The organism is Bacillus capparidis, assembly GCF_017832095.1.
Classification (GTDB): Bacteria; Bacillota; Bacilli; order Bacillales; family Bacillaceae; genus Bacillus; species Bacillus gobiensis.
The window spans coordinates 732,611-759,209 of record NZ_JAFDST010000001.1 but is presented as its reverse complement, the minus strand read 5'-3'; the positions used below and the strand labels follow the sequence as shown (position 1 = coordinate 759,209).

General features: G+C 40.0%; 26 protein-coding genes and 2 pseudogenes. 20 read left to right on the top strand and 8 right to left on the bottom strand.

Going from position 1 to position 26,599, the window contains the following annotated elements:
- The 6 genes from JOC74_RS03705 to JOC74_RS03680 are packed head-to-tail and all read left to right on the top strand — an operon-like array spanning window position 1 to window position 8,184.
- Entirely contained in the window at window positions 1-1,518 is a 1,518-nt protein-coding gene (locus tag JOC74_RS03705; RefSeq protein WP_211086053.1) for a pyridoxal phosphate-dependent decarboxylase family protein, read from the top strand.
- Window positions 1,496-3,298 carry an IucA/IucC family protein gene (locus JOC74_RS03700; protein WP_053603016.1) on the top strand — a complete coding sequence of 601 codons (1,803 nt, stop codon included), beginning with the start codon at window positions 1,496-1,498 and terminating at the stop codon, window positions 3,296-3,298. Before JOC74_RS03705 ends, JOC74_RS03700 begins: the two co-directional genes overlap by 23 nt.
- Window positions 3,288-3,893 (top strand): GNAT family N-acetyltransferase, encoded by a 606-nt coding sequence (locus JOC74_RS03695; RefSeq protein WP_053603015.1) that lies wholly within the window; start codon window positions 3,288-3,290, stop codon window positions 3,891-3,893. The genes JOC74_RS03700 and JOC74_RS03695 overlap by 11 nt, the downstream gene beginning before the upstream one ends.
- Window positions 3,872-5,164, top strand: a complete 1,293-nt coding sequence (locus JOC74_RS03690) for a lysine N(6)-hydroxylase/L-ornithine N(5)-oxygenase family protein (protein ID WP_053603014.1) — start codon at window positions 3,872-3,874, stop codon at window positions 5,162-5,164. The genes JOC74_RS03695 and JOC74_RS03690 overlap by 22 nt, the downstream gene beginning before the upstream one ends.
- A gap of 9 nt (window positions 5,165-5,173) precedes the next feature.
- On the top strand, window positions 5,174-6,382 hold the full coding sequence (locus JOC74_RS03685; RefSeq protein WP_082363798.1) for an MFS transporter: 1,209 nt from the start codon (window positions 5,174-5,176) through the stop codon (window positions 6,380-6,382).
- On the top strand, window positions 6,379-8,184 hold the full coding sequence (locus JOC74_RS03680; protein ID WP_082363795.1) for an IucA/IucC family protein: 1,806 nt from the start codon (window positions 6,379-6,381) through the stop codon (window positions 8,182-8,184). Before JOC74_RS03685 ends, JOC74_RS03680 begins: the two co-directional genes overlap by 4 nt.
- Window positions 8,185-8,296: 112 nt before the next feature.
- Here JOC74_RS03680 and JOC74_RS03675 read toward each other — a convergent pair whose 3' ends face one another.
- Window positions 8,297-9,217, bottom strand: coding sequence for a DNA-3-methyladenine glycosylase 2 (locus JOC74_RS03675; protein WP_053603013.1), 921 nt, complete (start codon window positions 9,215-9,217; stop codon window positions 8,297-8,299).
- 223 nt (window positions 9,218-9,440) lie between these two features.
- On the opposite strand from JOC74_RS03675, the gene JOC74_RS03670 reads away from it, so the two are divergent.
- From JOC74_RS03670 to JOC74_RS03660, 3 genes are read left to right on the top strand one after another with little or no spacing between them, the layout of a single operon-like run.
- On the top strand, window positions 9,441-10,001 hold the full coding sequence (locus JOC74_RS03670; RefSeq protein WP_053603012.1) for a bifunctional transcriptional activator/DNA repair enzyme AdaA: 561 nt from the start codon (window positions 9,441-9,443) through the stop codon (window positions 9,999-10,001).
- Window positions 10,002-10,017: 16 nt separating this feature from the next.
- Window positions 10,018-10,545 carry a methylated-DNA--[protein]-cysteine S-methyltransferase gene (locus JOC74_RS03665; protein ID WP_053603011.1) on the top strand — a complete coding sequence of 176 codons (528 nt, stop codon included), beginning with the start codon at window positions 10,018-10,020 and terminating at the stop codon, window positions 10,543-10,545.
- 2 nt (window positions 10,546-10,547) lie between these two features.
- Window positions 10,548-11,261, top strand: coding sequence for a 2OG-Fe(II) oxygenase (locus JOC74_RS03660; protein WP_053603010.1), 714 nt, complete (start codon window positions 10,548-10,550; stop codon window positions 11,259-11,261).
- 129 nt (window positions 11,262-11,390) lie between these two features.
- Here the strand turns inward: JOC74_RS03660 and JOC74_RS23350 are convergent, their stop codons facing one another.
- The gene (locus JOC74_RS23350) at window positions 11,391-12,557 is read right to left on the bottom strand and encodes a glycosyl hydrolase family 18 protein (RefSeq protein ID WP_053603009.1); all 1,167 of its coding nucleotides are present in this window, start codon (window positions 12,555-12,557) and stop codon (window positions 11,391-11,393) included.
- Between the two features lie 189 nt (window positions 12,558-12,746).
- Between JOC74_RS23350 and JOC74_RS03650 the strand changes: the two genes are divergently transcribed.
- From JOC74_RS03650 to JOC74_RS03645, 3 genes and pseudogenes are all read left to right on the top strand, one after another.
- Window positions 12,747-13,301 (top strand): alpha/beta hydrolase, encoded by a 555-nt coding sequence (locus JOC74_RS03650; protein ID WP_053603008.1) that lies wholly within the window; start codon window positions 12,747-12,749, stop codon window positions 13,299-13,301.
- Window positions 13,302-13,793: 492 nt separating this feature from the next.
- Window positions 13,794-13,877: pseudogene (locus JOC74_RS23345) on the top strand (VOC family protein); the annotation flags it as partial.
- Window positions 13,878-14,080: 203 nt separating this feature from the next.
- A complete protein-coding gene (locus tag JOC74_RS03645; protein ID WP_053603007.1) occupies window positions 14,081-14,641 on the top strand; it encodes an NAD(P)H-dependent oxidoreductase in 561 nt (186 codons plus the stop codon).
- Between the two features lie 83 nt (window positions 14,642-14,724).
- Here the strand turns inward: JOC74_RS03645 and JOC74_RS03640 are convergent, their stop codons facing one another.
- Window positions 14,725-15,084 carry a winged helix-turn-helix transcriptional regulator gene (locus JOC74_RS03640; RefSeq protein ID WP_053603006.1) on the bottom strand — a complete coding sequence of 120 codons (360 nt, stop codon included), beginning with the start codon at window positions 15,082-15,084 and terminating at the stop codon, window positions 14,725-14,727.
- Window positions 15,085-15,278: 194 nt separating this feature from the next.
- On the bottom strand, window positions 15,279-16,478 hold the full coding sequence (locus JOC74_RS03635; RefSeq protein WP_053606008.1) for an MFS transporter: 1,200 nt from the start codon (window positions 16,476-16,478) through the stop codon (window positions 15,279-15,281).
- Between the two features lie 124 nt (window positions 16,479-16,602).
- On the opposite strand from JOC74_RS03635, the gene JOC74_RS03630 reads away from it, so the two are divergent.
- Complete coding sequence (locus JOC74_RS03630) at window positions 16,603-17,448, top strand: LysR family transcriptional regulator (protein WP_053603005.1); 846 nt, start codon at window positions 16,603-16,605, stop codon at window positions 17,446-17,448.
- 127 nt (window positions 17,449-17,575) lie between these two features.
- Window positions 17,576-17,737, top strand: coding sequence for a hypothetical protein (locus JOC74_RS03625; protein ID WP_192841139.1), 162 nt, complete (start codon window positions 17,576-17,578; stop codon window positions 17,735-17,737).
- Between the two features lie 81 nt (window positions 17,738-17,818).
- On the opposite strand, the gene JOC74_RS03620 is transcribed toward JOC74_RS03625, so the two are convergent.
- Window positions 17,819-18,748, bottom strand: coding sequence for a LysR substrate-binding domain-containing protein (locus tag JOC74_RS03620; protein WP_053603004.1), 930 nt, complete (start codon window positions 18,746-18,748; stop codon window positions 17,819-17,821).
- A gap of 149 nt (window positions 18,749-18,897) precedes the next feature.
- Between JOC74_RS03620 and JOC74_RS03615 the strand changes: the two genes are divergently transcribed.
- From JOC74_RS03615 to JOC74_RS03600, 4 genes are all read left to right on the top strand, one after another.
- The gene (locus tag JOC74_RS03615; protein WP_053603003.1) at window positions 18,898-19,389 is read left to right on the top strand and encodes a DinB family protein; all 492 of its coding nucleotides are present in this window, start codon (window positions 18,898-18,900) and stop codon (window positions 19,387-19,389) included.
- Between the two features lie 136 nt (window positions 19,390-19,525).
- Window positions 19,526-19,957 carry a pyridoxine 5'-phosphate oxidase C-terminal domain-containing protein gene (locus JOC74_RS03610; protein ID WP_225970380.1) on the top strand — a complete coding sequence of 144 codons (432 nt, stop codon included), beginning with the start codon at window positions 19,526-19,528 and terminating at the stop codon, window positions 19,955-19,957.
- A 170-nt stretch (window positions 19,958-20,127) separates the two neighbouring features.
- Window positions 20,128-21,612 carry a D-alanyl-D-alanine carboxypeptidase/D-alanyl-D-alanine endopeptidase gene (gene dacB, locus JOC74_RS03605; RefSeq protein WP_053603001.1) on the top strand — a complete coding sequence of 495 codons (1,485 nt, stop codon included), beginning with the start codon at window positions 20,128-20,130 and terminating at the stop codon, window positions 21,610-21,612.
- Window positions 21,613-21,984: 372 nt separating this feature from the next.
- Window positions 21,985-22,500 carry a DinB family protein gene (locus tag JOC74_RS03600; RefSeq protein ID WP_053603000.1) on the top strand — a complete coding sequence of 172 codons (516 nt, stop codon included), beginning with the start codon at window positions 21,985-21,987 and terminating at the stop codon, window positions 22,498-22,500.
- Between the two features lie 353 nt (window positions 22,501-22,853).
- Here the strand turns inward: JOC74_RS03600 and JOC74_RS03595 are convergent, their stop codons facing one another.
- Window positions 22,854-23,795, bottom strand: a complete 942-nt coding sequence (locus tag JOC74_RS03595; RefSeq protein ID WP_053602999.1) for an SDR family oxidoreductase — start codon at window positions 23,793-23,795, stop codon at window positions 22,854-22,856.
- Window positions 23,796-23,939: 144 nt separating this feature from the next.
- Between JOC74_RS03595 and JOC74_RS03590 the strand changes: the two genes are divergently transcribed.
- Entirely contained in the window at window positions 23,940-24,113 is a 174-nt protein-coding gene (locus JOC74_RS03590) for a hypothetical protein (protein ID WP_192841138.1), read from the top strand.
- A gap of 177 nt (window positions 24,114-24,290) precedes the next feature.
- Here the strand turns inward: JOC74_RS03590 and JOC74_RS03585 are convergent, their stop codons facing one another.
- Window positions 24,291-24,521, bottom strand: a complete 231-nt coding sequence (locus JOC74_RS03585) for a hypothetical protein (RefSeq protein WP_225970335.1) — start codon at window positions 24,519-24,521, stop codon at window positions 24,291-24,293.
- Between the two features lie 168 nt (window positions 24,522-24,689).
- Here JOC74_RS03585 and JOC74_RS03580 point away from each other — a divergent pair, with 168 nt between their 5' ends.
- Window positions 24,690-25,424 carry a YwaF family protein gene (locus JOC74_RS03580; protein ID WP_053602997.1) on the top strand — a complete coding sequence of 245 codons (735 nt, stop codon included), beginning with the start codon at window positions 24,690-24,692 and terminating at the stop codon, window positions 25,422-25,424.
- 49 nt (window positions 25,425-25,473) lie between these two features.
- Here the strand turns inward: JOC74_RS03580 and JOC74_RS03575 are convergent.
- Window positions 25,474-26,387 (bottom strand): annotated as a pseudogene (locus JOC74_RS03575) (SDR family oxidoreductase).
- Window positions 26,388-26,599 lie beyond the last annotated feature (212 nt).

The following is a 26,599-nucleotide window of genomic DNA, read 5'->3' as shown; positions in this document are numbered from 1 at the left end:
ATGAAATCAAACTTTACTAAATGGTTTCTACACCCAGATGGTGAAAGCAAGAATACGTACGATGCACTCATGGATTCAGTTGTTCAATTGGTTGCTGATCAAACAAGGAAAGCCAATCTCCCTTTTTCGGGAGCCTCTCGTAAAGAGATTGAGCTAGAGGTGAAAAAGGTAATGAACATCCCGGCTGCCGCACAGAAGATGGACGCTGTATTGGAAGAGGTTAAAAATGCTGTTGTGAGAAATTCATTATGGATTTCTCACCCTTCTGCCATGGCTCATCTCCATTGCCCGCCTTTACTTCCGTCAATTGCAGCGGAAGTGATCATTAATGCACTCAATCAATCAATGGATTCGTGGGATCAAAGCCCGGCTGCTACATACGTTGAAGCCGAACTGGTCAAATTCTTTACGTCCTGCATCGGTTATTCACCTGAAGCGGACGGTGTTTTCACAAGCGGAGGGACACAATCAAATTATATGGGTGTGCTGCTTGCGCGAAATAAAGCTTGCCAAGCGTATTTTTCAATCAATGTTCACCAAGAAGGACTGCCGTTTGAAGCAAGTAAATTGCGAATTCTTTGCTCTGAGCATGCCCATTTTACAGTGCAGCAATCTGCAGCTCAGCTTGGATTGGGAATGAATGCAGTCGTAAGAGTAGCAACGAATGATAAGCATCAATTATGTACAGGCGATGTAAAGGAAAAAATTGAAAAATTGCGGCAAGAAGGACTCTTGCCTTTCATGGTAGTGGCAACCGCAGGAACGACGGACTTCGGAAGCATAGATTGCCTGAGTGAGATCGCAAAGATAGCGAATGAAGAGCAGCTATGGCTTCACGTCGATGCCGCCTTCGGAGGAGCTTTGTTATTTTCTCATCAATATCGTCATAAGATCAGTGACCTAAGCTTAGCAGATTCGATAACAATAGATTTCCATAAGCTTTACTATCAATCCATTAGCTGTGGTGCTTTTTTTGTCAAACAAAGAAATGACTTTCAGCAAATTTCATATCATGCAGACTATTTGAATCCCGAAGAAGATCGGGAAGGCGGTATTATCAATCTCGTGGAAAAAAGCGTCCAAACAACCAAACGATTTGATGCTTTAAAGCTATTAATGACGTTGAAATTGGTAGGAACCGATTTATTTGGGGAAATGGTCGATTATACGATTAACCTGGCAAAGGAAACTGCATGTCTGTTAAAGGAAGATTCTTCGTTTGAGTTGCTGAATGACCCGGAGCTCAATACTGTTTTATTCCGCTACGTTCCTTCGACTAACAGGGATGTGAGTGTTGATGAAATCAATCTCGAGCTTCAGCGGGCTTTCTATCAAAGCGGTGAGCTGATCATAGCTAAAACAAAGCAATTGGGAAGCGTGTATTTGAAATTTACAATGCTCAATCCTCTCAATACGATCAGTCTTATGAAAAATCATATAAAGCAAATAAAATTAGCTGGAGAAAAAATTGAGAACGAACAAGGAGAGACCCGGTATGAATATTCCGTTCATTACTAATCATCTTACTATGCAAAATCTGCTCAATTGTTATGTGATTGAAACAGGGGAAGGGGAGTGGAAGCTTCCTGATGAAGTCCCGGTTTCGATAGAAGATGAGAGCATCAGGCATGTATTAGTCATTATGTTTAACAGACAGTCAGTTACATTATTCGTTCCGGTTCGATATAAGTCTATAACAGGGCGTCACCTCTTAGCTCCTGATATGTACTATCAAATAAAGAACGATGAAGCGAAACAGCTAGATTACAAAACATTACTAGATTTCATTCAAAAAGAATTAACTCTCTCTTCCGAAAAGCCCATTCAAATGGATGAGTTTGTGCTTCGGACGATCTTAAGCTATCAAAATATGAAAGGAATTATTTCAGAACGAATCAATGATTTGGACGGATGTTATCAAACAGAAAAAACATTTCTTCAATCTGAGCAGTCGTTGATCATCGGCCATCAAGTGCATCCAACACCAAAAAGCCGTCAAGGTATTGACGAAGCAGAAGAACATATTTTTGCACCTGAACGAAAAGGGGCATTCCAGCTTCATTATTTTCGGGCTGCAGACGACATCGTCGAGGAAGATTCTATCCTATCTCAAAACGCTTCAGCGCTAATTAAGGAAGAATTAAAAAGAGACCCGTTCGTATCAGAAACGTTTAAAGAAGAGTATTGTCGGGAAGATCATTTTTCACTCATCCCAATTCACCCGCTTCAAGCGAGGAAGCTTCTGGAAACAGAAGACGTGTGCCGCTTGATTCAATCAGGAAAGCTTGAGTATCTTGGGCCGAAAGGGAGAAAGTTTTATCCAACCTCTTCTGTCCGGACTGTGTATCATCCAGAAGCGAGTTTTATGTATAAATTCTCGATCCCTGTAAAAATCACCAATTCACTGCGAATCAATAAACGAAAAGAGCTGAGCCGGGGAGTGGAAGTGAGCCGCCTGCTTCATGAAGAGCTTCACGAAAAGCTAAAAGAAAATCATCCGTCATTCCGTATCATTGAAGATCCTGCTTATATTACGTTGAAATCTGAAACGCAGGAGACAGGATTTGAGGTAGTCATTCGTGATAATCCGTTTCAAGACGGAAACGAATCAAGGACTACTCTGCTTGCTGCATTATGCCAGGACCATATTACAGGGAGCAGCTCACATTTAACAAACATCATTGCTGATATTGCCCGCCGGGAAGAGGTTTCCACTGAGGAAGCGAGCAAGCAGTGGTTTGCCCGTTATTTGCAGGTAAGCTTGCGCCCTCTCTACTGGTTATATGCATCGTATGGAATCGCATTGGAAGCACACCAGCAAAATTCCGTCATTAAGCTGGATGAATACGGCTATCCGTCTGTTTTCTATTATCGTGATAATCAAGGTTATTATTTCATGGAGTCAAAAGCAACCACTTTAATGCGTCTCGTTTCAACATTAAATGAAAAAAGCGACACGATATGTACTGATCAGGTTGCAGAGGAGCGCTTTCGATACTATGTATTTTTCAATCATTTGTTCGGTGTGATCAATGCATTTGGAGTCAATGGGCTTATCGAAGAACATCAGTTACTGGCTATGTTGAGAGCGGAGCTGACAGATTTAAAAAATCGTTTAGGTGATCATACGAACTTATTGAATTCATTATTGAACGAAGAAAAGCTCCCATGCAAGGCAAATTTGTTAACGAGAGTTCATGATATGGATGAGCTTGCGGGTTCTCTTGAGACTCAATCTGTATATGTGGATGTTCCGAATCCGCTTGCAATACCAGCAGGTGAACCCTATGAAGTCTAACCTTTTCGTTCAACAGAAGTATCCATTTGAGCGGTATGATCCAGTTATTCAAAAATCAATTTTGTTTCGCCGAGTAACGATGGAAAAGGATTTAGAACAGCTTCACTCCTGGATGCATGAGAAGCATGTTATCCCTTATTGGAAATTAAATATTTCATTAGAAAAGTATAAAGTACATTTACAGAAGTTCTTACAGGATGATCATCAAACACTTTTGGTTGGTGAACTAGACGGAGTTCCGATGAGTTATTGGGAGTCATATTGGGTGAAGGGCGATATAATCGGGAACTATTACGCTTTTGATGAGTACGACCAAGGAATTCACTTGCTGATCGGGCCGACAGATTTTTTAGGAAAAGGCTTCACATATCCGTTATTAATGACGATTTTGCAGAAAAAATTTCAAGTGCCCGAAACAAACAAAATTATAGCGGAGCCAGATATTCGAAACGAAAAAATGATATACGTGTTTAAAAAATGCGGGTTTCAACCAGTAATGGAGGTCGAGTTGTCTGACAAATCGGCTTTACTGATGGAATGTGAACGGAATGTGTTTGAAAGAAGGTGGACAGATTGGAAAATGAAAAAATTTTAGACGTCATTGGCGTTGGAATCGGACCTTTTAATCTCGGATTAGCAGCATTGCTAGAAAAAACGGAATGCCGTTCTTTGTTCTTTGATAAAAAAACACGTTTTGAATGGCACCCGGGAATGCTCCTAGAAGGAACGACTTTACAAGTGCCTTTTATGGCAGATGTAGTAACAATGGTAGATCCGACAAGCCGCTTTAGCTTCTTAAACTATTTACATACGCAAAAACGGCTTTACCAATTTTACTTTTTTGAGAAATTTCATATCCCGCGAACAGAATACAATCATTATTGTCAATGGGTATCAGAGCAACTTCCGCAGCTTCAGTTTGAATGCGAAGTAAAGAACATCGAACAAACAAAGGGCGGGCATTTTCGCGTGACCGTTTTCTCCGCTAGAGAAAATGAACAAAAAACGTATGATGCCAAACATGTAGTGATTGGAGTGGGGACGAAACCGTACGTCCCGGAGAGGTTTCATTCCGCACTTGGCGACCAGGTATTTCACTCTTCACAGTACATGGACAAGAGAGAAAATGTTTCGAAAGCAAGTTCGGTTACGGTTATCGGCTCTGGACAGAGTGCAGCTGAAGTTTTTTATGACCTTTTAACGAAACAGCCTGATCAAGGTTATCAACTATCTTGGTTCACGAGATCCAAAGGGTTTTATCCGATGGAGTATTCCAAGCTTGGACTGGAGCATTTTTCACCGGATTATACCCGTTACTTTTATAAACTGCCCAAAGAAAAGAAAAAAAAGGTCTTGAACAATCAAGCATTGCTGTATAAAGGGATTAGTTTTGATACGATTGCTGCTATTTATGATTTATTGTACGAACGGACTGCGGGAAACAAGCGACTGGATGTTCAATTGCAGGCATTGACCGAGTTGGTTTCCATAGAAGAAGACAATGGCGGGTATAAATTATCGCTGTATCAGCACGAACAAGAAGCGGGTAAGCATATAGAAAGTGATGCTGTCATTCTTGCAACGGGTTATCATCCTTACGTCCCCAATTGTTTAGAAGGCATAAAGGAAAAGCTGGAGTGGGATGAAAGCGGTCAGCTTGTCATTCAAGAAGATTATAAAGTGAAGCTAAAGGAAAAAGGTCATAATCATTTATTTGTCCAAAATGGCGAGCTGCATACGCACGGCGTTGGCGCTCCTGATTTAGGACTAGGCGCGTTTCGAAACGTGACAATAATTAACCAAATCGCTGGAAAAGAAGTTTATCAAACATATGAGCATAATGTATTCCAACAGTTTGGATTGTAGGATAAGGAAATGACGAAGGGCGAAAAAGGGTTTGTATATAGTTGTTTGCTATTTACTTTGACTTCTGAAATGCTGTTATCGCCCTATTATCCTCAATTATTTTCTGAATACTTCCATATGGGAACGGATGGGGTGCAAGTAACAAGTGTGTTCATTGTTTGCTGTCGACTTATAGTCATTATTATGACGCCAATGTGGGCGGTAATTGCTAGAAGATGGAGTTTGGGGAAGCTTGTTACTGCTTCGCTGGTAGGAATGGCAGGGTGCAAAGCCATCATTCCTATGGTTCATACCTTTCCCCAGTTTTTAGCAACCTCGGTTGTGCTGCTCTTTTTTCAAAGTGCGATATATTTGTTATACCCGGCAATGGTAGCTTCAAGTAAGAATGAAGGTGAAAAAGTAAAGGCAACGACAACTTATTTATTTGTTTTACATGGCAGTGTGATTGTGTCAGGTATCGCAGGAAGTTTCGTTATCAACGAGCCATTGCCTTTACATAGCTATTACATCTTTGCTTTGATTGATATCATTCTCGCAGCAGTCAGCTGTTTTATTACATTAAACAATAAAGCAATTACAAAGGAGAGGGACGTAAGAAATAAAGAGCGGGCATTAATAGGAACGAAATGGCAGTGGGGATTTCTTGTTTATTTACTTATAGTGTTTCTCTTTTATATCGGCCATCACGCGATACGACCTTATTTTACGACTTTTTTTGACAGTAGCTACACCATCTCACAGCAAGAGGCTGGAATATTGTATGTGATGCCAAGTCTTGTAGCGATCGTGATGCAATTTATCTTTCCGAAGCGCTATCTTCAATCCCATGGGAAAGTCATTTTGATCAGTGTAACAGGTGTAACAGGTGTGTTGCTCTTTTTCCAAGTGTTAGCAGGTCACATATGGTTATTTGTGTTCATTCGTGTATTGTATGGGATCTGTTTTTTTGTTAGTTTTGCAGCAATCGATATCATTTTTTTCCAGTTGGGGATTGGCAAGAAGTCGCCGTTTTTATATAGTCTCGTTGCTTCGGTGCAAAGCACAGCCTTGCTGTTTGCCCCAATGACTGCGTTTATAAGCATACAGCATAATGGAATGGAAGGGCCATTTTTACTAAGCGGCTGCTTGTTAATCGGAGCAGCTGTATGTATGAGCTTGCTTTTTATCAATGATTTCAAACCATCATATTCAATAAATAAAAGGAGTGGACGATTGTGAAGATTATTGAAACGCCGCTACAGATGTTAACAGAAAAAGCTTGGCAGGAAGCTGATCGAAAACTTTTGGCGAAAATGCTTCAAGAGTTTATATACGAAGAAATTATTATCCCGACTCTCTTATCGAAAAAAGAGGACACTCACTATTATGAATGGAGAGATAAAAAAGGAACGGTGTACCGTTTTGAGGCAAAGCCGCGATTGTTTGACAGCTTTCATATATTGGTTGAGAGCATTGACGTCAATTTAATTGAAGATACTGATATCCCATTGTCTCTTGGCCTCTTGTTAAGCATTCAAGAAGAAGGAAAGATGACAGGCTCAACTGCGGGCCACTTAGTGAAAGAATATTTGCATACACTTGTCGCGGATACTCATTTAAAGGAAAAAGCTAAATCATCTGCACAATTAACTGAACTCGGCTATGCAGAACTGGAAGGAGAAATGACGGGGCATCCTTGGATTACTTATAATAAGGGACGTATTGGTTTCGGATACGATGATTACGTCCAATATGCACCTGAGCAAAAAAAGAAGGTGAACTTATCTTGGATCGCCGTCCATCAAAATATCGGCACATTCCATTCCGTTGATGGCTTAGCTTATGAACATGTAATCGAACAAGAGCTGGATCAAGAGAAACGAGAACGATTTGGAAAAAGGCTTAGCACTTTAGGTGTAAACGATACGGATTATTACTTCATGCCGATTCATTCATGGCAATGGAATCAAACCATTGTCTCTATGTTTGCAGCGGAAATAGCAAAAAAAGAAATTATACCGTTAGGAGAAGGAGAAGATGAATATCTCCCTCAGCAATCCATACGCACATTTGTCAATCTTTCCAACAAAGAAAAGTTTCATGTAAAGCTGCCAATGAGTATTTTAAATACGCTTGTTTATAGAGGATTGCCTAGTGAGAGAACCGTCATCGCACCAGACGTAACGAAATTTATGAAAAACATCCTAGAAAACGATTCGTATTTAAAAGAAACATGCCGGCTAGGGCTGTTAGGCGAGGTTGCGACGATGAATGTCAATCACCGCACATTCCATCAATTGAAGGGAGCTCCTTATCAATATTTAGAAATGCTCGGTGTCGTATGGAGAGAAAGTATCTATAAGGAACTAAGTGATAATGAACATGCAATCACATTGGCTGCGTTGCTCCATGTGGATCAAGAAGGGATTCCTTTCGTTTCCCAACTCATAGAAAAATCCGGGCTTAGCGTAGAGGAGTGGGTCCAGAAATTGACGAACTCTGTTTTGCCTCCTCTGCTTCATTATTTATATCAATATGGAACTGTCTTTTCACCACATGGCCAAAATACCGTGCTTGTCCTAAAAAATTACACACCGGAACGGATTATCATGAAGGATTTCGTTGATGATGTAAATATTAGTGACCAGCCGTTTCAGGAGCTGGCAGGACTGTCAGTGGAATTAAAGAAAGTGTTGCGCACCGAACCGCCTGAAGGACTGACTCAGTTCATCTTAACAGGATTGTTCATTTGTCACTTCCGCTACTTAAGCGACATACTGCAAGAGAATGAACAGTTTTCTGAATATCGTTTTTGGAACATTGTTCGTGAGGAAATCCTTTCGTATCAAAAGAAATTCCCTCAATTGCAGGAACGTTTCGAGCTATTTGATTTGTTGCGGCCGTCATTCACGAAGCTGACTTTGAATAGAAACCGGATGTTTGATTATGGCTATGAAGACGGAGACGATCGTCCACATGCGAGCGAATATGGAACTGTCGCAAATGCCCTTCATAAAGTAGTAGCCCAAACAACTAATTAAGCAGTTCAAACAATGCTCAGGTGCGTTTGAATGCATCCTGAGTATTGTTTCTGTGTTTTTTATATCCACTACAAATGGTTATGTCATTAATTCAATAGGCTTTAAACCTTTGTTAATATAACAATCTCCATAAATAGAATGTCGCATAAGATTCCCAATTCTTCCAAGCAGCCGCATATTTTCTGATCTCTTCCTTCGTCGGCTTTTGTTCCATCTCCAGTAGAAGCTTAATAGAATTATGCAAGCCAACGTCGTCAATTGGAAACGCCGCTTGAAATCGAAGACACCGCATTAAGACATAATTGGCCGTCCATGGTCCAATGCCTCGTATCTTAACCAAAGTTTTCTCGGCTTCATTAATATTCTTCAAAGCCAGCAGCTTCTCTTTGCTTATGACATCATTAACAAGAAGTTGTGCTACACCAATGAGGTATTCGCATTTTTTTACAGTCATCTTCAATTCGAATAGATCTTCCACATTTAATATAGCTATGTCTTCAGGTGTTGGAAAGTTCCAATACTTGGAGCCGTTCCATTCTATATATGTGCCATACTTTTCAACTAAACGCCGTTTTAGAGTGTACGCATAGCCAAGATTTATTTGCTGACCCAGAATTCCCCATGCCAAGGCTTCAAACAATTCAGGTATTCCCATATTCCGTAATCCGTAGAACTGTGACACAGGCCGCTTCAAAAACGGATCCGTTTCTGCGAGTTTATAGAAGGGCAGTAAGTCTGTGTCCAGGTCAAACCATTCGCGAATGTATTGAATTACCTTTGAACGAACGTCTTTATTTTCAGGTGAGGTATTGTTCAAAAAATGAATGGCAAGGGTCGATTCTTCCTCTGCGCTAATCTTCACTAACGTGGTTTCCGAACCTACTCTGATCGCTCGATAAATCTTTTCATCAACAATTGTGAACAGACATTCATTCGGAGACCGCTGCAGGTAATTTAAGTTTTCCGCAAAACTAAATTCTTTTGGCGTGTGTATCATCATCACGTTCTTAAAGACTTCCCTTGAATGTTCCATAAATAACCTCCTTCGTGTTTGTACATTATAGTTGTATCACATGGTTGCAATTATTTATTTCGTAATCTTGCTTTTATATTCAAATATGGTTTAGATTACTCAAGGTTTAGATAAACTCAAAACGTATAAACCATAACACATACAATTTTGTTATATTGCTCTTATATTCGAAAAACATTGATTAAAAAATAAAACCTGATACTGTGGAAACAGAGGTGATAAGATGAAATCCAGAATTCCAGATAACTATTGGAAAGCGATTATGGAAAATGATGCAGCCTTTGACAACACATTTTATTATGCTGTAAAGACGACAGGCATATTTTGTCGTCCGTCATGCAAATCAAGACCTCCTAATAAAGAAAACGTTCGAATTTTCAACAATACTGAGCAGGCACTGTTGGAGAATTTCCGCCCCTGTAAACGATGCAGGCCAAGTGGGTTGCGTTTGCCGGACGAGGAATGGATCCAGCAAGTGACAGAATGGATTGATGCCAACTATAGCGAGCCGCTTACCTTGAATTTGATAGCGGAGTCAAGTCATGGAAGCCCTTACCATTTGCAGCGAACGTTCAAACGAATGAAGGGTATGAGTCCAACAGAATATATTCAGCAGGTTCGAATAGACAAGGCAGCGTATTACCTTAAAACAACCAACGAATCTGTAACGAATATAGGTTCAGCTGTAGGATATCCGAATACTGCTTATTTTGTCACGTTATTCAAAAAAAGAATGAAGCAAACCCCTTCAGAGTACCGGAAAAATCACAAAGGAAACCAATGAACGGAGGAGATTTCACATGGAACAAACCATTAACCAAATTATTTATTGGTCTCGGTATACGAGTAAGATCGGTCGGTTTTATCTTGCTGCTACGATAAATGGCTTATGTTTTATGGGGTCGCCAAATAAAGGCATCGAAGAATTGGAGAATTGGGCTAACAAACGTTTTCCAACGTACGAACTGGTTCAAGACGATAAGAGGCTTGAACCTTATAAACAAGAGCTTGAAGAATATTTCATAGGAGAACGGCGAACATTTTCCATGCCTGTAGATGTTGAAGGGACACCTTTTCAAATGAAAATTTGGGCAGCTCTTAAGGAAATTCCATATGGAGAAACGATTACCTACTCACAAATTGCCAATATGATCAACAAACCGTCCGCAGTACGGGCAGTTGGAACTGCGATCGGCAGAAATCCTCTACTCGTATCCGTACCATGCCATCGTGTAGTTGGTAAAGATGGATCATTAACAGGATATAGGGGCGGGTTAGAAATGAAGAAATCATTGCTTCAGCTGGAGCAAAAACAAGGGAGGCATTAACAATGGCGAATCAATTGGCTGAATCCATTAAAAGCATTGAATGGGAATCAACTCATCAAACTCTCGATGAACAAGGATTTGCCAAACTCCCAGCTTTGTTGAGCAGGGAACAATGTGAAGAAGTGATCAATCGTTATGATGATGATTCCCTCTATCGTACAACGATCAATATGGAAAGATATCGTTTCGGGGAAGGACAGTACAGATACTTTGACACGCCGCTTCCATCACTGATTCAGGAGATACGCACCGCATTTTATCCAGAACTCGCGAAAGCAGCTAACCGCTGGCTGGTATATTTGAAGAAAGAGCCAGCTTATCCGGAAACTTTGGATGACTTTCTTAAAAAATGCCACGAGAAAGAACAGACCAGAACTACTCCGCTCATTCTAAAATATGAGCCAGGCGGGTATAACTGCCTTCATCAGGATTTATATGGCGATGTGTACTTCCCTTTCCAGGTGGTGTTCGCTTTAAACCAACTTGAGAAGGACTATACCGGAGGAGAATCTCTGCTTGTTGAGCAAAGGCCGCGGGCGCAAAGCCGCGGACATGTAATTACACTCGAGCAAGGGGAGGCTTTGATATTCCCGACAAACCATCGTCCAGTAAAAGGGAAAAATGGCTACTATCGGAATACGGTTCGTCATGGGGTAAGTACACTCACATCCGGGATTCGTTATGGGATGGGCATTATTTTTCACGATGCAAAGTAGAAGTCGAGACAATAAAAAGCCATCTGTTTATATCTGAAGCCAAAGGCTGCTGTATTAATATGAAGTGGAGTTCAATCCTATAACAAATGGTTACTGCAAATCTCAGTAACCATTTGTTATTTTCTATATTTATTGTTCTTTTTTAATGGTAAATTGGTCTTCCAGCATTGACCAATTCTGCGGGAAAGGTTCTCCTAAAACCCAATAGGCGATACCGCGAAGTCGATACTCTTTCACAAGATTAAATTTTGCTTGGGCACTTTGTTCATTTTCATACCAAACGGTGTGTTCCTTATTATTGTCATCCCTGTAATTAAAATGAGGAGCTTGAGCTTCGTTATCGAACTTGATTTCTGCGCCTTCTTTTATCGCTAATTCTGCCGCTTCCTTTGGTGCAATTCTCTTGGCGAATTTGCCTCCCTTTTCATACGGCAGCGTCCAATCATAGCCGTAGAGTGGTGCTCCCATCACAATTTTCTCTCTAGGTATGACTGATAATGCATAATCGATTACTTTTTTAACCTGCGGAATAGGTGATACCGCCATCGGAGGACCGCCAGACCAGCCCCATTCATAGGTCATCAATATCACAAAATCCGCAATTTCTCCATGGTGTTTGTAATCATGTGCCCCATGCCACGGACCGCTTTGTTCATCGCTTGTTTTTGGAGCAAGGGCAGTTGAGACTTTGAATCCTGCTTTTCGAACTTGTGGGATGAGTGTTTCTAGAAATCCATTATAGAGATCGCGGTCCTCAGCCCGAATGTGTTCAAAATCAATGTTAAGTGCTTTATAACCTTTTGCTTTCATTGTTTGAATAACCTTCTGGATAAATCGTTTAGATGCCGTTTTGTCTGTAAAAATTTTGTGTGCAACATCCGGAGAGAAGTTTCCTTCTGTAAAATTGGTAACAACCATCATTGCGGCTGCACCGTTTTTTCGCGTCGCAGGAAGTGCCTCATCATCTTTAATAGGGATTAAATTTCCGTCTTCCTGAGCCCTATAGCTAAAAAAAGCGACGTAAGACAAATGCTTTCCAACATTATTTACTTCTGAAACAGCTTGTTTGGGATCAACTGGCTCTAGAAATCCAATACTGTCAATTGTATGGTTTCCGTGTGCAGTTTCCGAAGGATTCACTTCTTTAGTTTTGGATTGATTTGTTTCTGTCTTAATCTGATGAACTCTTGGCTGCGGATTCGTTTGGTCCTGTGCTTCTCCCGAATTTTCATTATTTCCTGTACACGCCGTAAGAACGAGGGTGAGGGAGAATATTAAGGTAAAGGATTTTTTCACGGTGACAACTCCTGTTGAATTTTTTTATTATTTTTCATAACATCGAGGAGTTTTATTCTTGTCTAAGAATGGATGAAGGAAAAAAACTTGTAAATAGGGGAGGAGAGAACATTTCTCATGAACATTACATAAAAAGAAGTTAATTGTAAAATGGACAAGAATCCAATTCCTGTACAAGGAGCGATTTAAATGAAAAAGCAAGTAATTTTCATTCATAGTGCTGGAGAACAAGGGGCACTGCAAGGAAGCAGCCGCTTAGCTGAATATTTACATGATGAGCTGGATGAATGGTATCGTTTATTGCTTCCGAAAATGCCTTTTCCGGAAAATCCAAAATACGAGTTGTGGAGAGAGAAGCTTGATCAAGAACTGTCAGCATTGGATGGGGAAGTGATTCTCATCGGTCATTCGTTGGGAGGATCTGTTCTGATTAAATATCTTTCCGAAGAAGCTTTTGATCTATCCATCATTGGATTATTTTTGATTGCAGCACCCTACTGGAGCAAAGATGATACGGATTGGCACAGCAGCGAATTCATGCTGCCTGAAAATTTTGCTTCAAAGCTTCCGCAAATCTCAAAGATATTCCTCTACCATAGTTCTAATGATGAAATTGTACCGGTTTCACATCTAAATCATTTCAAAGAAAAACTTTCTGATGCAACTGCGCGTGTTCTTCCAGGTAATGAGCATTTTTTTTACGAAGGATTACCCGAGATTGTTGATGACCTCAAAAACTTTTAGTTTACTGGACACAAATAACGAGAAAAAGGTGTTTTTCCAAGTAAGTAGGGGGATATATATGCGGAATTTAATACTGTTTGTCGTTTTAGTGCTTTCGTATGTGGATGTTCTACTTCAAAAGAGTCAAACAAGGATAGTGCGATACCAATAAATGAATCAGGAATTGATAAAGAGTTTCAAACTAAGAATATCACAAAAAAAATATTGACGGACTTGACCAAATCCCTAATGAAGGAAGTATGAAAGCATAGTATTCGAGTGAGTGCATTAACATCATGTACTGGGTTTTTATAAAAATTACGGGGCTGCGGTCAACAAATTCTTAAAAAGAACGGAATTTTGCTCTTATTTATGACGAATTTTGTCGAATAATCGATATATTGAAATTTTCGCCGATATATCAGCCGTTTTCGCTGATATATTTCTATTTTCGCCGATAAAATGAAAAAAGCGCCGCCGATATACAAGGCTGCCTCTCGAAGAAGCAGCCTTGTAATACTCCACAAAAAGCAATTAGTCGCTGAAATGGAGCCTGAATTAAATCTTGGCACACCTTCGTTAATGTTTTTCACGGAATCTCGATAAGTTACATAACGATATTTGAAGATTTGTCACTAAAGAAATTACTTTGTCTGGGGTAGAGGTAGCGATCGTAATAATTTTATGACTGATTTGACACTCACCTTTATGAAAGTACCTGTACTAAAAGTGCATACTTACATATTTGCAGTGTGCACTTTATACTCCAGATATAAATAATATTTAAGGAGGACAAATCTTTGAAAACTCTTGTTATCGTTTCACACCCAAGTATAGAAACATCCGTCATTAATAAGCGATGGGTAGAAGAACTCAAAAAATATTCAGAAAAGTATACTGTTCGCGAATTGTATAAGGTTTACCCGGATGGAAACATAGACGTGGAAAAAGAACAAAAATTGGTTGAATCACATGGTAAACTTGTTTTGCAGTTCCCTATATATTGGTTTAATTCTCCGCCTCTCCTTAAAAAATGGTTTGACGAAGTTTTAGCTTATGGATGGGCTTATGGTTCAAATGGAGGGGATAAATTAAGGAATCGTAAAGTTGCTTTAAGTGTGTCTGCAGGAATTAAAAAAGAAGATTATAGTGAAGAGGGAAGATATCGATATACACTTGAACAATTATTATCTCCTATTGAAACTACCTTCCTATACTGCAATGCTGATTATCGTTCGTTCTTTGCGTTTTATGGCAAAGAAAATGAGCCTGGTGGAAACGAAGAAGAGGAAAATGAGCCGGGTACAAGCGAATTGGAAAAAAGCGCACAAGATTATTTGAATTTTGTTGACAACCTGTAATAGGTAGCTTTATTAAAGCTATAGAAAAGAAGTATTTCCTTGTTCAGGAAATACTTCTTTTGATGTAAACAAAATAGCTATGCCTACCGCTGTATATCCTCCAGAGCTGGCAAACGGTTTTTCTCTCCCCACTCGCACATCATATTTAACAATGGAACGAGAGAAAGACCACGTTCAGATAATGAATATTCAACTTTTGGAGGTATTTGGGGAAATTCCTTGCGTATGATAAGGCCTTCTGTCTCAAGCTCTTTTAACATGATGCTCAGCGTTTTAAAGGAAATGGTACCGATACTTCTCTTCAATTCATTATGCCGCATAACCTTATTTTCTGACAGCCAATATATAATGATCATTTTATATTTACCGCTTATTAATGACAACGTATATCCAAAGCCAGTGTCTTTTAGTTCTACGCCAGTCGGAACACAGGTTTTGCTCACAAGCTACACTCTCCTTCAGGTAAGTATATGATATAAATGTATATACTTTTCAATAGATCATTATGCAACCTCATTGAAAGGATGTAAAGTAAGTTGCCTGTAAAATTTTGGCATAGATGGTGGATGGATATAGAGGAAGACTTTACAGTTTATCCAATTATCAAATTTGCAATTACTTTATTTTATTAACCGCGTTAAAAATCCTTCTTTTTATATAGCCATAATCCCGAGAGAAGTAGACTGAATGTTAAGCAAAGCCAGCTAAAAGCATAGCCTCTCATATCTACAATCAGACCGAAAACAGGCGGTGCTGTGATGATCGCAATCTGATTTAAGGTCAAGGCAAAGCTGACGGTGACTCCGACTGAATCATCTGCTGCTTTTTCCGCAACCTCAACTATAAAAAGACTGTACCATCCGATTCCGAAGAAACCTAACCAAGCGCAGAGAACAAAAAGCACCCAAAGAGGAAGGCTTTCTAAATTCGTTGAGAGAAAGAGTACAGACATTAAGACAGCAAAAACGGATAAGAATAATGGTGTCCTCCGATCTCCCTTAAACATCGAATCGCTTGCTGATGCTAGCAGAACTCTTCCGGCCATTCCAAAAAACAACGTTACTGAAAAAAGCTGTCCTGCAAGCAATGGTGCAATTGATCCAGCGTGAGTGAAATAGATCGTAAGGTGTCCGACGATAACGAGCTGCAAAGAAATCATGGTGATTCCTGTAAAAAAGACAGGATATAATGCTTTGTTTTTCACGATTTCCTGCAGCTGTTTACGAAAATTCTTTCTATCACTCTCTGCAGAAGTAGCTTCATGAAAAGAAGGTTCCTTATAAAAAATAAGAAACATAAGTCCTCCGGTCATACATAAGCCGGAAAGAAAATAAACGGCCGAATGCCAACCGTAGGATAATCCAAAAGCGGGAATGATCATCCCGGCCATTGCACCTCCAATCGGGATACCAGCCTGGCGTACTCCCATTGCCAGTCCCCGATGCTGGCTTGGAAACCATTTGACAATCACTTTGCTTCCTCCAGGCTGGGCGGAGCTATAGAATATGCCCACAACGAAAAGAACAACGAGTAAGCCTAAATATTCATCCACTAATGTCACAGCCAGTAAAGATAGGCTTAATAAAACGGATCCAAGACCAATTAACAGCTTCTCATTTGAACGATCGAGAAGCCGGCCGACAAACAGCATGAAAAACAACGGTCCGATATTGACCGCAGATAGTAAAAGTCCTGATTCCAATTGCGTAAGCTGGAACACATCCTGCCAAAAAAATATCAAAGGACCGACCCCGTAGGTAACAAGAGTGGCACTTGCCTGTGTAAATGTAGCCAGCCCCAGTATGACCCACTTATAAAAATTGTTTGAAAGAATCATTGCTTTTTGCTTGATCACGCTAGGTCACCTCCTAATCCAAGTGTAAAAAAGCTTTGATATCATGTAAAATGAGTAATAAAGATAATTGATATCAAAAAAATTGATGATATTAGGAGGGGACAGGATGGACATCAAGGATCTTATCGTTTTTCTTGAAGTAGCAGAAGAAGGGAATTTATCACGAGCCGCCAGAAAGTTAAACTACGTGCAGTCAAATGTGACGATGAAAATCAAGCAGCTGGAAGAGGAATTAGGGACGCCGCTGTTTTATCGCAATGGAAAAGGTGTTGATGTAAATACAAATGGAGAAATCCTTTTACCATATGCAAAACAAATCCTTCAATTAGTGAACGAAGCTGTTCGGTCAGTTCAAAGCAATGCAGAACGACCGATGGGAACGATGAAAATCGGTTCAACGGAATCAACAGCTGCCGTTCGTCTCCCAACGATCCTCGCTCAATATTGCTTTGCATATCCTGAGGTAGAGGTCATTTTAGAAACGCATACGACAGATGAATTGATTCGTCTTGTTGTCGAACGTAAGCTAGAAGGCGCATTTGTTGCAGGTGAGGCTCACCACCCGGACATTAACTCTTTCTTATTCCACGAGGAAGAGCTTACGCTTATTAGTAAAGATCCGCTCACCTCCATCCATGAAGTAAACGGCAAGAACTTATTAGTTTTCAGCCACGGCTGCAGCTATCGAAAACGATTGGAAGCGTGGCTGCAAGAAGAAAAGGTTGTTCCGAACCGAATATTGGAATTCGGTACGATAGAAGCAATAATCGGCTGTGTTAAAGCAGGGATCGGGACAGCGGTCATGATGAAAGAAATTATTAAAGAAAACTCATCTTTAGCTTTTACGCCGCTTCCGGAAACCTATTCCAACATACCGACCAACTTTATTACGAGAAAAGATGTCTTATTGTCTGCAGCTTTGCGCAAGTTTCTAGAATTCGTGAAAAAGTGAGAAAATCGTTTAAAGGAGGAGTTAGCGTGGAAAATAGTGTATTTCAAGCAAATAACGCTAAAATTCGAATGACTTCAATCCGAAAAAGAAACAATAGAAATGAAAAAACGTCAAAGGAGGTTATACTATGGAAAAAAACAATCATGATTTAGATCAAAATAAGAAAAGAGCAGTAAATGAGGAAGAATACGAAATCAGCTCGACCGGATATGGATTAGAATCTGTTTCAAACGATTCAGATGAGGATCCAAAAACAGAAAACAAAAATTCTACCTGCGGCGGATTATGATGAAAATGAGCTTGTTTTGAAAAACGTTTGATCAAGACAAGCTCAATGAATATTCCTTCATTCAAATTGGAGAGATACGAATTATTCCGGCAGGAGCTCTTCAAAAAGGGGAGTTGTGCTTTCTAATTGACCCAGCTCAGTAATAACTAACGAAATAAAGTTTGCCGCTGGTGAAAAAGGTTCATCATTTTTTCTAATGCATAATTTTATCGGGTGCTTAATGTAAAGATCTTTGACAAAAACTCTCCCAAGTTTCCCATCAAGCTGTTCATTTTTTACGGCAAGTGCAGGCACGAGCGCAGCTCCGTAACCTACTTTAACTGCTTCGATCGACTCGATCATGCCTTCAATTTGGATGAAGGAGCTCGGTTCGTTAATCTTCGCAGACTCGCACAATGCAACAAGTTTTCTTCGTGTATAGCTTCCTTCTTCCCGGAGAACAAACGGTTCTTTCATAAGCTCCTCAAGCGAAACTTCTTTCCCGGCTAATCGGTGACTTCCTGGAACGATAAAAATAAGCTCATCTTCTAACAGAGTGTAAGTGTCAACTCCTTCTTCCTCTCGTTCTCCACAAACGATTGCAACATGTGCTGAATAGTCCAACAAGCGTTGAAATGCTGAACTTGAGTTTGACTTAAATAGCTTAACATCCACTAAAGGATAGCTTTCCTTATATTTAATAATCCAATGCGGCAATACGGTATTCGCTGGCAGGCTGGTCGTACAAATGTTCAAGCTTCCTTGCATTCCTGTCTTTAGATCATTCATCTTTTTTTCTATTTCACCTTCAAGTGCAAACAGCCGATTGGAATGAATGGCTAATTCTTGACCAGCCTCTGTTAATTGGATGGACCTTCCTTTCGATTGAATTAACCTCATTCCGAGCTCTTTTTCTAAATTACGAATCTGTGCTGTCACTGCAGGCTGGCTGATTAACAGGTTTTCAGCTGAACGAGTGACACTTCCGGATTTGGCAACCTCGGTAAAGATACGTAAAGCATGCAGGTTCATTGCCACTTCTCCAATCCATAAATATTTTTGATGATTATTGAAAATATATATATTAGTTTTATTAGAACCTATTCTTTATCATAATAAAAGAAGCAAGCAACCGTAAAGATCAGTGAAAGAAAAAATTTTAGGGAAGAAGGGATTAGGTGATGTTTGAAGAGGTTGTAATAGAAAATATAAAGGGAAGATTTATAGATATCAAAAATCGAATGACAGAGGCTATCAAACAGCTAAACGACGAAGACCTTAATTGGAGACCCACAAGTGGAAGCAATAGTATCACTAACCTGGTTGTACATATATCAGGCAATATTCATCAAAGAGTTGAGGCTGGTATTGAAGGAAAAAAAGACATTCGGGATAGAGAATCAGAATTCAGTGAAAAAATAACACACACAAAAAAAGAACTGCTTCAAATCATCGAGCAATCGTTTTCTACAATCATCCGGGTTATAACTTCCCTATCACAGGATGGATTTTTAAAAATACAAACTATCCGCAATAACGAGGTAACCAATTTAGACGTCATTATGAAATGTGCGTCCCACTTTTCCGAGCATCTGGGCCAAATATTATATATCGCAAAAATACGCAAAGAAGATGCTTATGTTTCAACATCGATTCCAAGAAAACAATGCTAATCGATCGAATCAGCAAATGATATTAAGAAACTTAAAATCCTTAACAGGTCCATTTCCTGATTTTAATACAGAAAATCTTCCAGAAAACCCTACAGATTTATTTTTGCAATGGTTAAATACGGCAATTGATTAACACATTAAGGAACCTCATGCGATGACATTATCTACAGTTGACGAAGATGGTATACCTGATGCACGAATATTGATCGTTAAAAAAATTACCGACAATCATTGGTACTTTGCAACCTCAGCCGAAAGTAAAAAAGGAATGCAGCTAAAAAAAGCAATCTCTTTGGATTTTTTAGAACGATCTGATGATGCAAGAGCAGTTGCAATACTAGCAAAACAAAGCAAAGTATTGCCTCAACTTAAGGAAGTAGAACTTGCATTAGAAAAAGCAAAGGAACAAATACAACTGCAGCCAGAACTCATTTCTCCGGATTGGAGACTGTACGCTGTCCTGGCAAACGAAGTTGAATTCTGGCAAGCTGATCCTAAACGTAAACATACTAGAGTTAAATACTATTGTAAAAGAAACCAATGGGAACATTGTTTATTATGGCCTTGATATTGAGCATCCTGAGATAAAACAAAGAATAAGAAATCATGCAGGAAAAACTAAATAATATGTCCTAGAGCACAAAAACGGTTCTTTTTCCTCATCTGAAAAATAAAGGAAGATCGCCTATAAAAGAAGAAGAGAGATAAAGATACTTTTGTGAGAGGTGACAAAATTCGATGAAAAAACAGATGAAAATGAGTCTTAGCCTAGTGGTGCTTTTTATGGTAGTCGGAGCTCTTCTTATCCATGTCATTCATTCCCCGTCAGCAGCAAGTTTAAATAGGGAAGCATTAACTGATGAACTGAATCAGCTTTTGGCGAATAATCCCAACCTGAAAGGAGCAATCGCTGGAGTAAGTATTCGATCAGCTTCGACAGGGGAACTGATTTATGATCATACTGGAAATACCCGCCTCAAGCCTGCATCTAACTTGAAGCTATTAACTACATCAGCTGCTCTTTCGACATTAGGGGAAGATTATTCATTCACCACAGAAGTTTTACGAAATGGCTCAATCAAAGGGAAAAACCTTTTTGGAGATCTTTACATCAAAGGAAAAGGGGACCCTACACTTTTGAAATCTGATTTTGACAAAATGGCTGAAGACGTCCAAAAAGCCGGAATAAAAACGATCCAAGGGGACGTTATTGGAGATGATACATGGTACGACGATGTGAGGTATTCATCTGATTTGTCCTGGAGTGATGAATCCAAATATTACGCAGCACCAGTTTCTGCGCTAACAGCTTCTCCAAACGAGGACTTTGATGCAGGAACAGTGATTGTTGATGTGAATCCTGGTAAGAATGGCCAGAAAGCTGAGGTAACCGTGTCGCCAAAAACCGATTATGTAAACATCGTGAATCATGCAAAAACGGTACCAGCTGGCGGAGAAAAAGACATAACGATTGAGCGGGAACACGGCGAAAATACAATCACAATTGAAGGTACTATTCCTGAAAATGCAAGCAGGACAAGGGAATGGGTCGCTGTGTGGGAGCCAACAGGTTATGCATTGGACTTATTTAAACAGTCGCTTAACGAGCATGGGATCAAAATAAAAGGCAAATTAAAAGAGGGGAAAGCACCTGATCAAGCATCGATCCTATCAACAGATCATTCGATGCCGTTATCCGATCTTCTCGTTCCATTTATGAAGCTTAGCAACAACGGACATGCTGAAACACTTGTAAAAGAAATGGGGAAAGTCGCAAAAGGTGAGGGAAGCTGGGATAAAGGACTCGAGGTTATGAAAACTGAGCTGCCTAAATTCGGCGTTGATCCAGAAGCCATCGTTCTAAGAGACGGATCGGGCATTTCTCATGTGAACTTGATTTCAGCCAATCAAGTCTCCAGCTTATTATTTTCAGTTCAAAGGGAAGAGTGGTATCAAGCCTATCTCAATTCATTGCCTGTAGCCGGTGAGAGTGACCGCTTGGTAGGGGGAACGCTTAGCGGCCGCATGAAAAACCCGCCAACGAAAGGGAATGTTAAAGCGAAAACCGGCTCGATTTCATCGGTAAGCTCATTATCTGGATATGTTGAAACGAAAAGCGGGGAACCTCTTATTTTTTCGATCATCTTAAATAACATGACGGATGACTCGAATGGAGAAGATGTAGAAGACGAAATAGCTACAATACTTGCGAATCAGCAGTAAAAGATTTATAAACATTTTAAAAATGAAGCACGATAAGCTATAAATGCAGCCTTTATTGATTTTGTAGTCATCTGCTTAATTAATGAAAGTAAGTTGGTTTCACGCTTAAGCACAAAAACCCCCGAGATTCGGCCTTATTGCTGATATCGGGGGTTTTTCATAGCTTAAACCAAGAGAAATTCTTGAGACAAAAATAGCCGGTTTTCATCATCTTAAGGATGAACCGGTTATTCTAATTCAGGAGTACAAACAAAATATGTGTAACTGTCACAATTTCTGGATCTGGCTTAGCTTGTAATTCCTTGAAAAAGAACATAAGTTCGCTTACAATTGAGTAGAAGTTGTATCGAAATAATAAGGGAGGAATATGAAATGGCGCACCTTTCAGTACAGTTGTATGAATATAATGTATGGGCAAATAATCAAATTTTTAATCGGCTAAAAGAGCTTCCACAGGATGTTTATCGTCAAGAGGTTCAAAGTGTCTTTTCCTCATTATCTAATGTATTGACCCATGTTTATCTTTCTGATCTTGGATGGATCGAAGTTTTTTCTGGTGAAAGTATGAACCATGCGTTGGAGTTAGCTGAACAACGAAAAGAACAAACAGAAGCAAAAGAAATAGGGGAAATGGAAGTCATGTTTTCTGAGTTAGCCGACCGATACAAATCTTTCCTTAACCAAACAAAAAATATAAATAAGCCTCTTGTAATTGAACACCCGTCTGGAGACTTAATGAAAACAAGCGTGTCCGATCTAGTGCCTCATGTTGTAAATCATGGTACATACCATCGTGGTAATATTACAGCTATGTTGCGACAAATGGGTTATACTTCAGTAGCGACAGATTATGGTCTTTATTTATATTTAAAAACAAAGGGAATGTAACTTACAGATTCGGTAAATAAATTTTCCACAAAAAAATGACAGTCCCAATGTATTATTACACTCCGCATCCTAAACACCGAAGCTGGTAATTCTTCGTGTAAGAAAAACCAGCTTTATTCGTCCACGAAATCTCTTACATGTATTTCAATTTGGTTTGATTACCTGCATGATTAACCTTCAAGTTTCGAATCTGTAACTTTGGAGGTTTTCAGAAGACCCCAATATAACAATTATGAAAGCATACAAATAATTTAGCCGCAATTCACCGGAAAAATCCAAAGCGATTGCTGCATAATGAAATATATCTTTTTATACATAATTAATTATACATTATATAACTAATTATATTTTCATTAAGATGATGTGGATTGCCCGCCGTCTACGTGAAGCGTTTGTCCGGTAACAAAGCGTGAATCGTCAGAAGCAAGATAGACATAGGTTGGAGCTAGTTCAAAAGGCTGTGCTGCCCGTTGCATCGGATTGACTGTGCCAAATATGGCGACTCGGTCTTGCGAAAAGCTTGATGGAATAAGCGGGGTCCACGTTGCACCAGGGGCTACTGCGTTTACACGTATTCCCTTGTTGATCACATTGTTCGCCAATGCACGAGTAAAACCGATGTTCGCTCCTTTTGTCGCCGTGTAATCGATCAAGTTTTTCTCACCTATATAAGTTACAACAGAGGAAGTATTGATTATCGAGCTTCCTGGCTTCAAATGAGGGAGAGCCGCTCTAGTGGTATAAAAATGAGAGTATATATTGACCTTAAAGGTGTCATCGAATTGTTCGTCAGTGATATCAAGCAAGCTTGATTGCTGCAGCTGGATTCCTACGTGGTTACAGAGAATATCGAGCTTTCCAAACGTCTGGATAGTCTGCTCAACAATATTGATACACTGCTGCTTTTCACGTAAGTCACCCGGCAGCAGAAGACAGCGCTGTCCTAGCTGTTCAATTCTTGCTTTTGTTCTGTTCGCATCATTATGTTCATCTAAGTAAGAAATGGAAACGTCTGCACCTTCTTTTGCAAAAGCAATGGCTACTGCAGCACCAATTCCGCTGTCTCCGCCCGTGATGAGGGCGAACTTACCTTTTAATTTTCCGCTTCCTTTATCATTCGGGTTTTCAACGATTGGCCGAGGCACCATCAATTCTTCAAGACCAGGCTGCCTAAGCTGACGCTGCTCTGGCACATTAATTGGTATGTCCTCAAAACGTGTAATTTTTCCGTAATTCGGGTACAACGGATACTCTTGATTTGCAGGCTGTTGATATTGCTGATCATCTTTTTTCATTGGAGACCTCCCCATACCAATAATCCATTTACAATATGTCATCTTGGGCATATTAGTGCCTATACACTTTAATGAAAGCTGTACAAACTCACTTTCGGAATGATTTGAATAGGGTGTGAAAAAAGAAGAGGGGAGAGGACCAATATGCAATTACTGAAATACAGTCCTGAAGTGAAGCTGTTATTACTACGTTATTCTGAGGAAAAAGAAGAACTATTATATAATTCAAATCCTTTTGCCTGGCCAATGCCTAAAGTAGGTCCAAGGCCGCCTTATTACGTGAATCCTCGTTACGTAAAGAATTATCCAATCATCTAAAAAAGTGAGGGGCATTGCTCCCTCACTTGCGTTTTTCTACATATGTGAAAAGATCTTTTTAGAAACTCGAACCGCTCGGATTTCGATACGTCCATCGTAACATCCTGATTCCCTAACACATTAAGAACAATCATCTTAATGATCGTGGCGGGGGATTTGAAAGTCGCACGATATATTTTATTGCAGCTGAGTGTTCGAAGTTAGCTGCTGTTGATTGTTTTGTTGTTGCATCTGTTGCGATTGTTGACCTTGTTGTCCTTGACCTGCCATACCCGCAACAAGCGGCACAAATTGCTGCACGGTTTGTCCCATTCCTTGGCCTCTTGTCATGCTATAGAAAGCAGCTGTACCGATACCGGCTGATGCAAGTAAAGGTAGCCATATTTGTCCTTTTTGCAAGTTTCTCACCACCTCAATTTATAATGTTTGTAAGCCACTAGCGTATCATGCTAGTGAATCGTTTCCATAAGGCAGTTGTAGAATCAGGCAATATAATTAAAAAATATGACTAATACCGAATAGATCGTTGGTTGTTTGAGGCAAAATAAGTGTACAATGCGAGCCCGAGGTGCCAAAATGCATAAATTTTTTCAAAAAGACTTTCCAAACGATCCTATTCATCTTTTTTCAGCCGAACATCTTTGCACATTATTGATCATTGTGTTACTCGCTGTTTGTCTGTTCATTTTTCGCAGATTTCTTGCAGTCAACAGACGGATCCGCATATTTTGTTATTCGCTTGCTGCACTTTTGATCATTTCAGATATTAGTTACCATGTTTGGGCGATTTTTTATGATGTTTGGTCACTCCGCGAATCTTTGCCTCTTGAACTTAGCGATCTTGCAGTACTCCTAACCATTGTGATGTTGCTTTCTAGAAGCGTCAGTCTGTTTCAATTTTTATATTTTGCTGGAATAGGAAGTTCGATTCAAGCCATGCTGACGCCTGACTTGGGTATCTATTCCTTTCCGCATTTTCGTTTCTTTGAATTTTACGTCTCCCATGGCGGAGTTTTTCTCGCCTGTCTTTTTATGGTTGCAGTTGAAAAATACAGGCCGACGTTTTTCTCTCTATGGATGACATTAATTATCGTAAACGTGTACGGTGCTTGCGTATTTTTTATCAATCGAATACTGAATTCAAATTATTTGTACATAATGAAAAAACCAGAAAGTGCATCGATATTGGACTTTCTCGGGCCGTGGCCATGGTACCTCTTATCCGTTGAAGGAGTAATGATTATTAGCTTTTTACTGCTTTACAGCCCATTTTGGTTTCGTGAAAAAATAAGGAGAGAGGGGAGAAAATGAAATATTTCAGTGGGGATCTTGAGATCGGCCCCACTGATCGATGAAGTTATTAATTAGCTTCCAAGGAGTTGATTTGTTCGTCACTAACTTCCCAAAGCCGCCTCGCCATTTTCATGTCTTGGGCAGACGCCGCAGGGATATTCACTTCCTTGTCAACGTAATAGAGCCCGTTATGTTCGGTGATATCATCAGAATCAGCCAGCCAAATGAGCGTTTCTGCACCTTTCTCCGGAGTTCGCGAGAAGGGTTTCATTGCCGCCATCGTCAAGCGAGCAAGTTTCCCGTTGTTTTGATTAAAGTTCGTAGACACCAGCCCCGGATCGAAGCAGTAGGCGGTGCGCCGGTTCCTTCCAGCTGTCTGGCCAACTCGGCGGTAAATAATATGTTAGCAAGCTTCGTCTGTGCATAGCGTAATGTGGGACCGCCTGTAAGCCTTTTTGAAAGACTATATATACGTTCTCCGCTCAGATCGTTGAAATCAATACCTCTCTTGGCCATTTTATGTCCATGGGATGCGGTTGTAATCACTCGGGAAGGCGCGCTTTCTTTCAGCCGTTCGAGGAGAAGAGTAGTGAGAAGAAACGGTGCCAGATGGTTAACTGCCCAAGTCATTTCAAAGCCGTCTTCTGTCACCTGCCGGGTATCGAACAAGGCTCCGGCGTTGTTGATCAAAACGTCGACTCTGGGACACCTGTCTAAAATGTCAGAAGCAACCATTCGAACGGAACGCAGGGAAGCCATGTCTGCCAGGAACACGTCTACTGTAGCACTTCCTCCGGTTAATTCCTTTATTTTCATTGCCGTCTCATTTGCCTTATCCCGGCTGCATGCGACGATACCAAGCCTTGCACCACGTACCGCGAGTGCTTTTGCAGCAGCCAATCCAATTCCACTCGTAGCACCGGTGATCACCACATATTTATCACGTAAAGTCCACTTCGAATTTTTATTTATTATTTCCATTTCTGACAACCTCTCATCAATATTTATGAATGAACAGTTCATTCATTTTAGATCATGCATGAATCCTCCTGGACTGTCAATAGTGAAATACATACATTAAAAGCTTAAAACTTTTATCGATTTTGCTTTATACTTTATTATATGTATGAAAAGATTGAAAGAATAACAGGACAAGGCGCATTGAACCTTGAATCTATAAAGTGAGGGATAGG

Excerpts from the sequence above, each read along its gene's own strand:
- JOC74_RS03705 (WP_211086053.1), top strand. The coding sequence starts at position 1 with ATGAAATCAAACTTTACTAAATGGTTTCTACACCCAGATGGTGAAAGC.
- JOC74_RS03700 (WP_053603016.1), top strand. The coding sequence starts at position 1,496 with ATGAATATTCCGTTCATTACTAATCATCTTACTATGCAAAATCTGCTC.
- JOC74_RS03695 (WP_053603015.1), top strand. The coding sequence starts at position 3,288 with ATGAAGTCTAACCTTTTCGTTCAACAGAAGTATCCATTTGAGCGGTAT.
- JOC74_RS03685 (WP_082363798.1), top strand. The coding sequence starts at position 5,174 with ATGACGAAGGGCGAAAAAGGGTTTGTATATAGTTGTTTGCTATTTACT.
- JOC74_RS03675 (WP_053603013.1), bottom strand. The coding sequence starts at position 9,217 with ATGGAACATTCAAGGGAAGTCTTTAAGAACGTGATGATGATACACACG.
- JOC74_RS03670 (WP_053603012.1), top strand. The coding sequence starts at position 9,441 with ATGAAATCCAGAATTCCAGATAACTATTGGAAAGCGATTATGGAAAAT.
- JOC74_RS03665 (WP_053603011.1), top strand. The coding sequence starts at position 10,018 with ATGGAACAAACCATTAACCAAATTATTTATTGGTCTCGGTATACGAGT.
- JOC74_RS03660 (WP_053603010.1), top strand. The coding sequence starts at position 10,548 with ATGGCGAATCAATTGGCTGAATCCATTAAAAGCATTGAATGGGAATCA.
- JOC74_RS03650 (WP_053603008.1), top strand. The coding sequence starts at position 12,747 with ATGAAAAAGCAAGTAATTTTCATTCATAGTGCTGGAGAACAAGGGGCA.
- JOC74_RS03635 (WP_053606008.1), bottom strand. The coding sequence starts at position 16,478 with ATGATTCTTTCAAACAATTTTTATAAGTGGGTCATACTGGGGCTGGCT.
- JOC74_RS03630 (WP_053603005.1), top strand. The coding sequence starts at position 16,603 with ATGGACATCAAGGATCTTATCGTTTTTCTTGAAGTAGCAGAAGAAGGG.
- JOC74_RS03625 (WP_192841139.1), top strand. The coding sequence starts at position 17,576 with ATGGAAAAAAACAATCATGATTTAGATCAAAATAAGAAAAGAGCAGTA.
- JOC74_RS03620 (WP_053603004.1), bottom strand. The coding sequence starts at position 18,748 with ATGAACCTGCATGCTTTACGTATCTTTACCGAGGTTGCCAAATCCGGA.
- JOC74_RS03615 (WP_053603003.1), top strand. The coding sequence starts at position 18,898 with ATGTTTGAAGAGGTTGTAATAGAAAATATAAAGGGAAGATTTATAGAT.
- dacB (WP_053603001.1), top strand. The coding sequence starts at position 20,128 with ATGAAAAAACAGATGAAAATGAGTCTTAGCCTAGTGGTGCTTTTTATG.
- JOC74_RS03600 (WP_053603000.1), top strand. The coding sequence starts at position 21,985 with ATGGCGCACCTTTCAGTACAGTTGTATGAATATAATGTATGGGCAAAT.
- JOC74_RS03595 (WP_053602999.1), bottom strand. The coding sequence starts at position 23,795 with ATGAAAAAAGATGATCAGCAATATCAACAGCCTGCAAATCAAGAGTAT.
- JOC74_RS03590 (WP_192841138.1), top strand. The coding sequence starts at position 23,940 with ATGCAATTACTGAAATACAGTCCTGAAGTGAAGCTGTTATTACTACGT.
- JOC74_RS03580 (WP_053602997.1), top strand. The coding sequence starts at position 24,690 with ATGCATAAATTTTTTCAAAAAGACTTTCCAAACGATCCTATTCATCTT.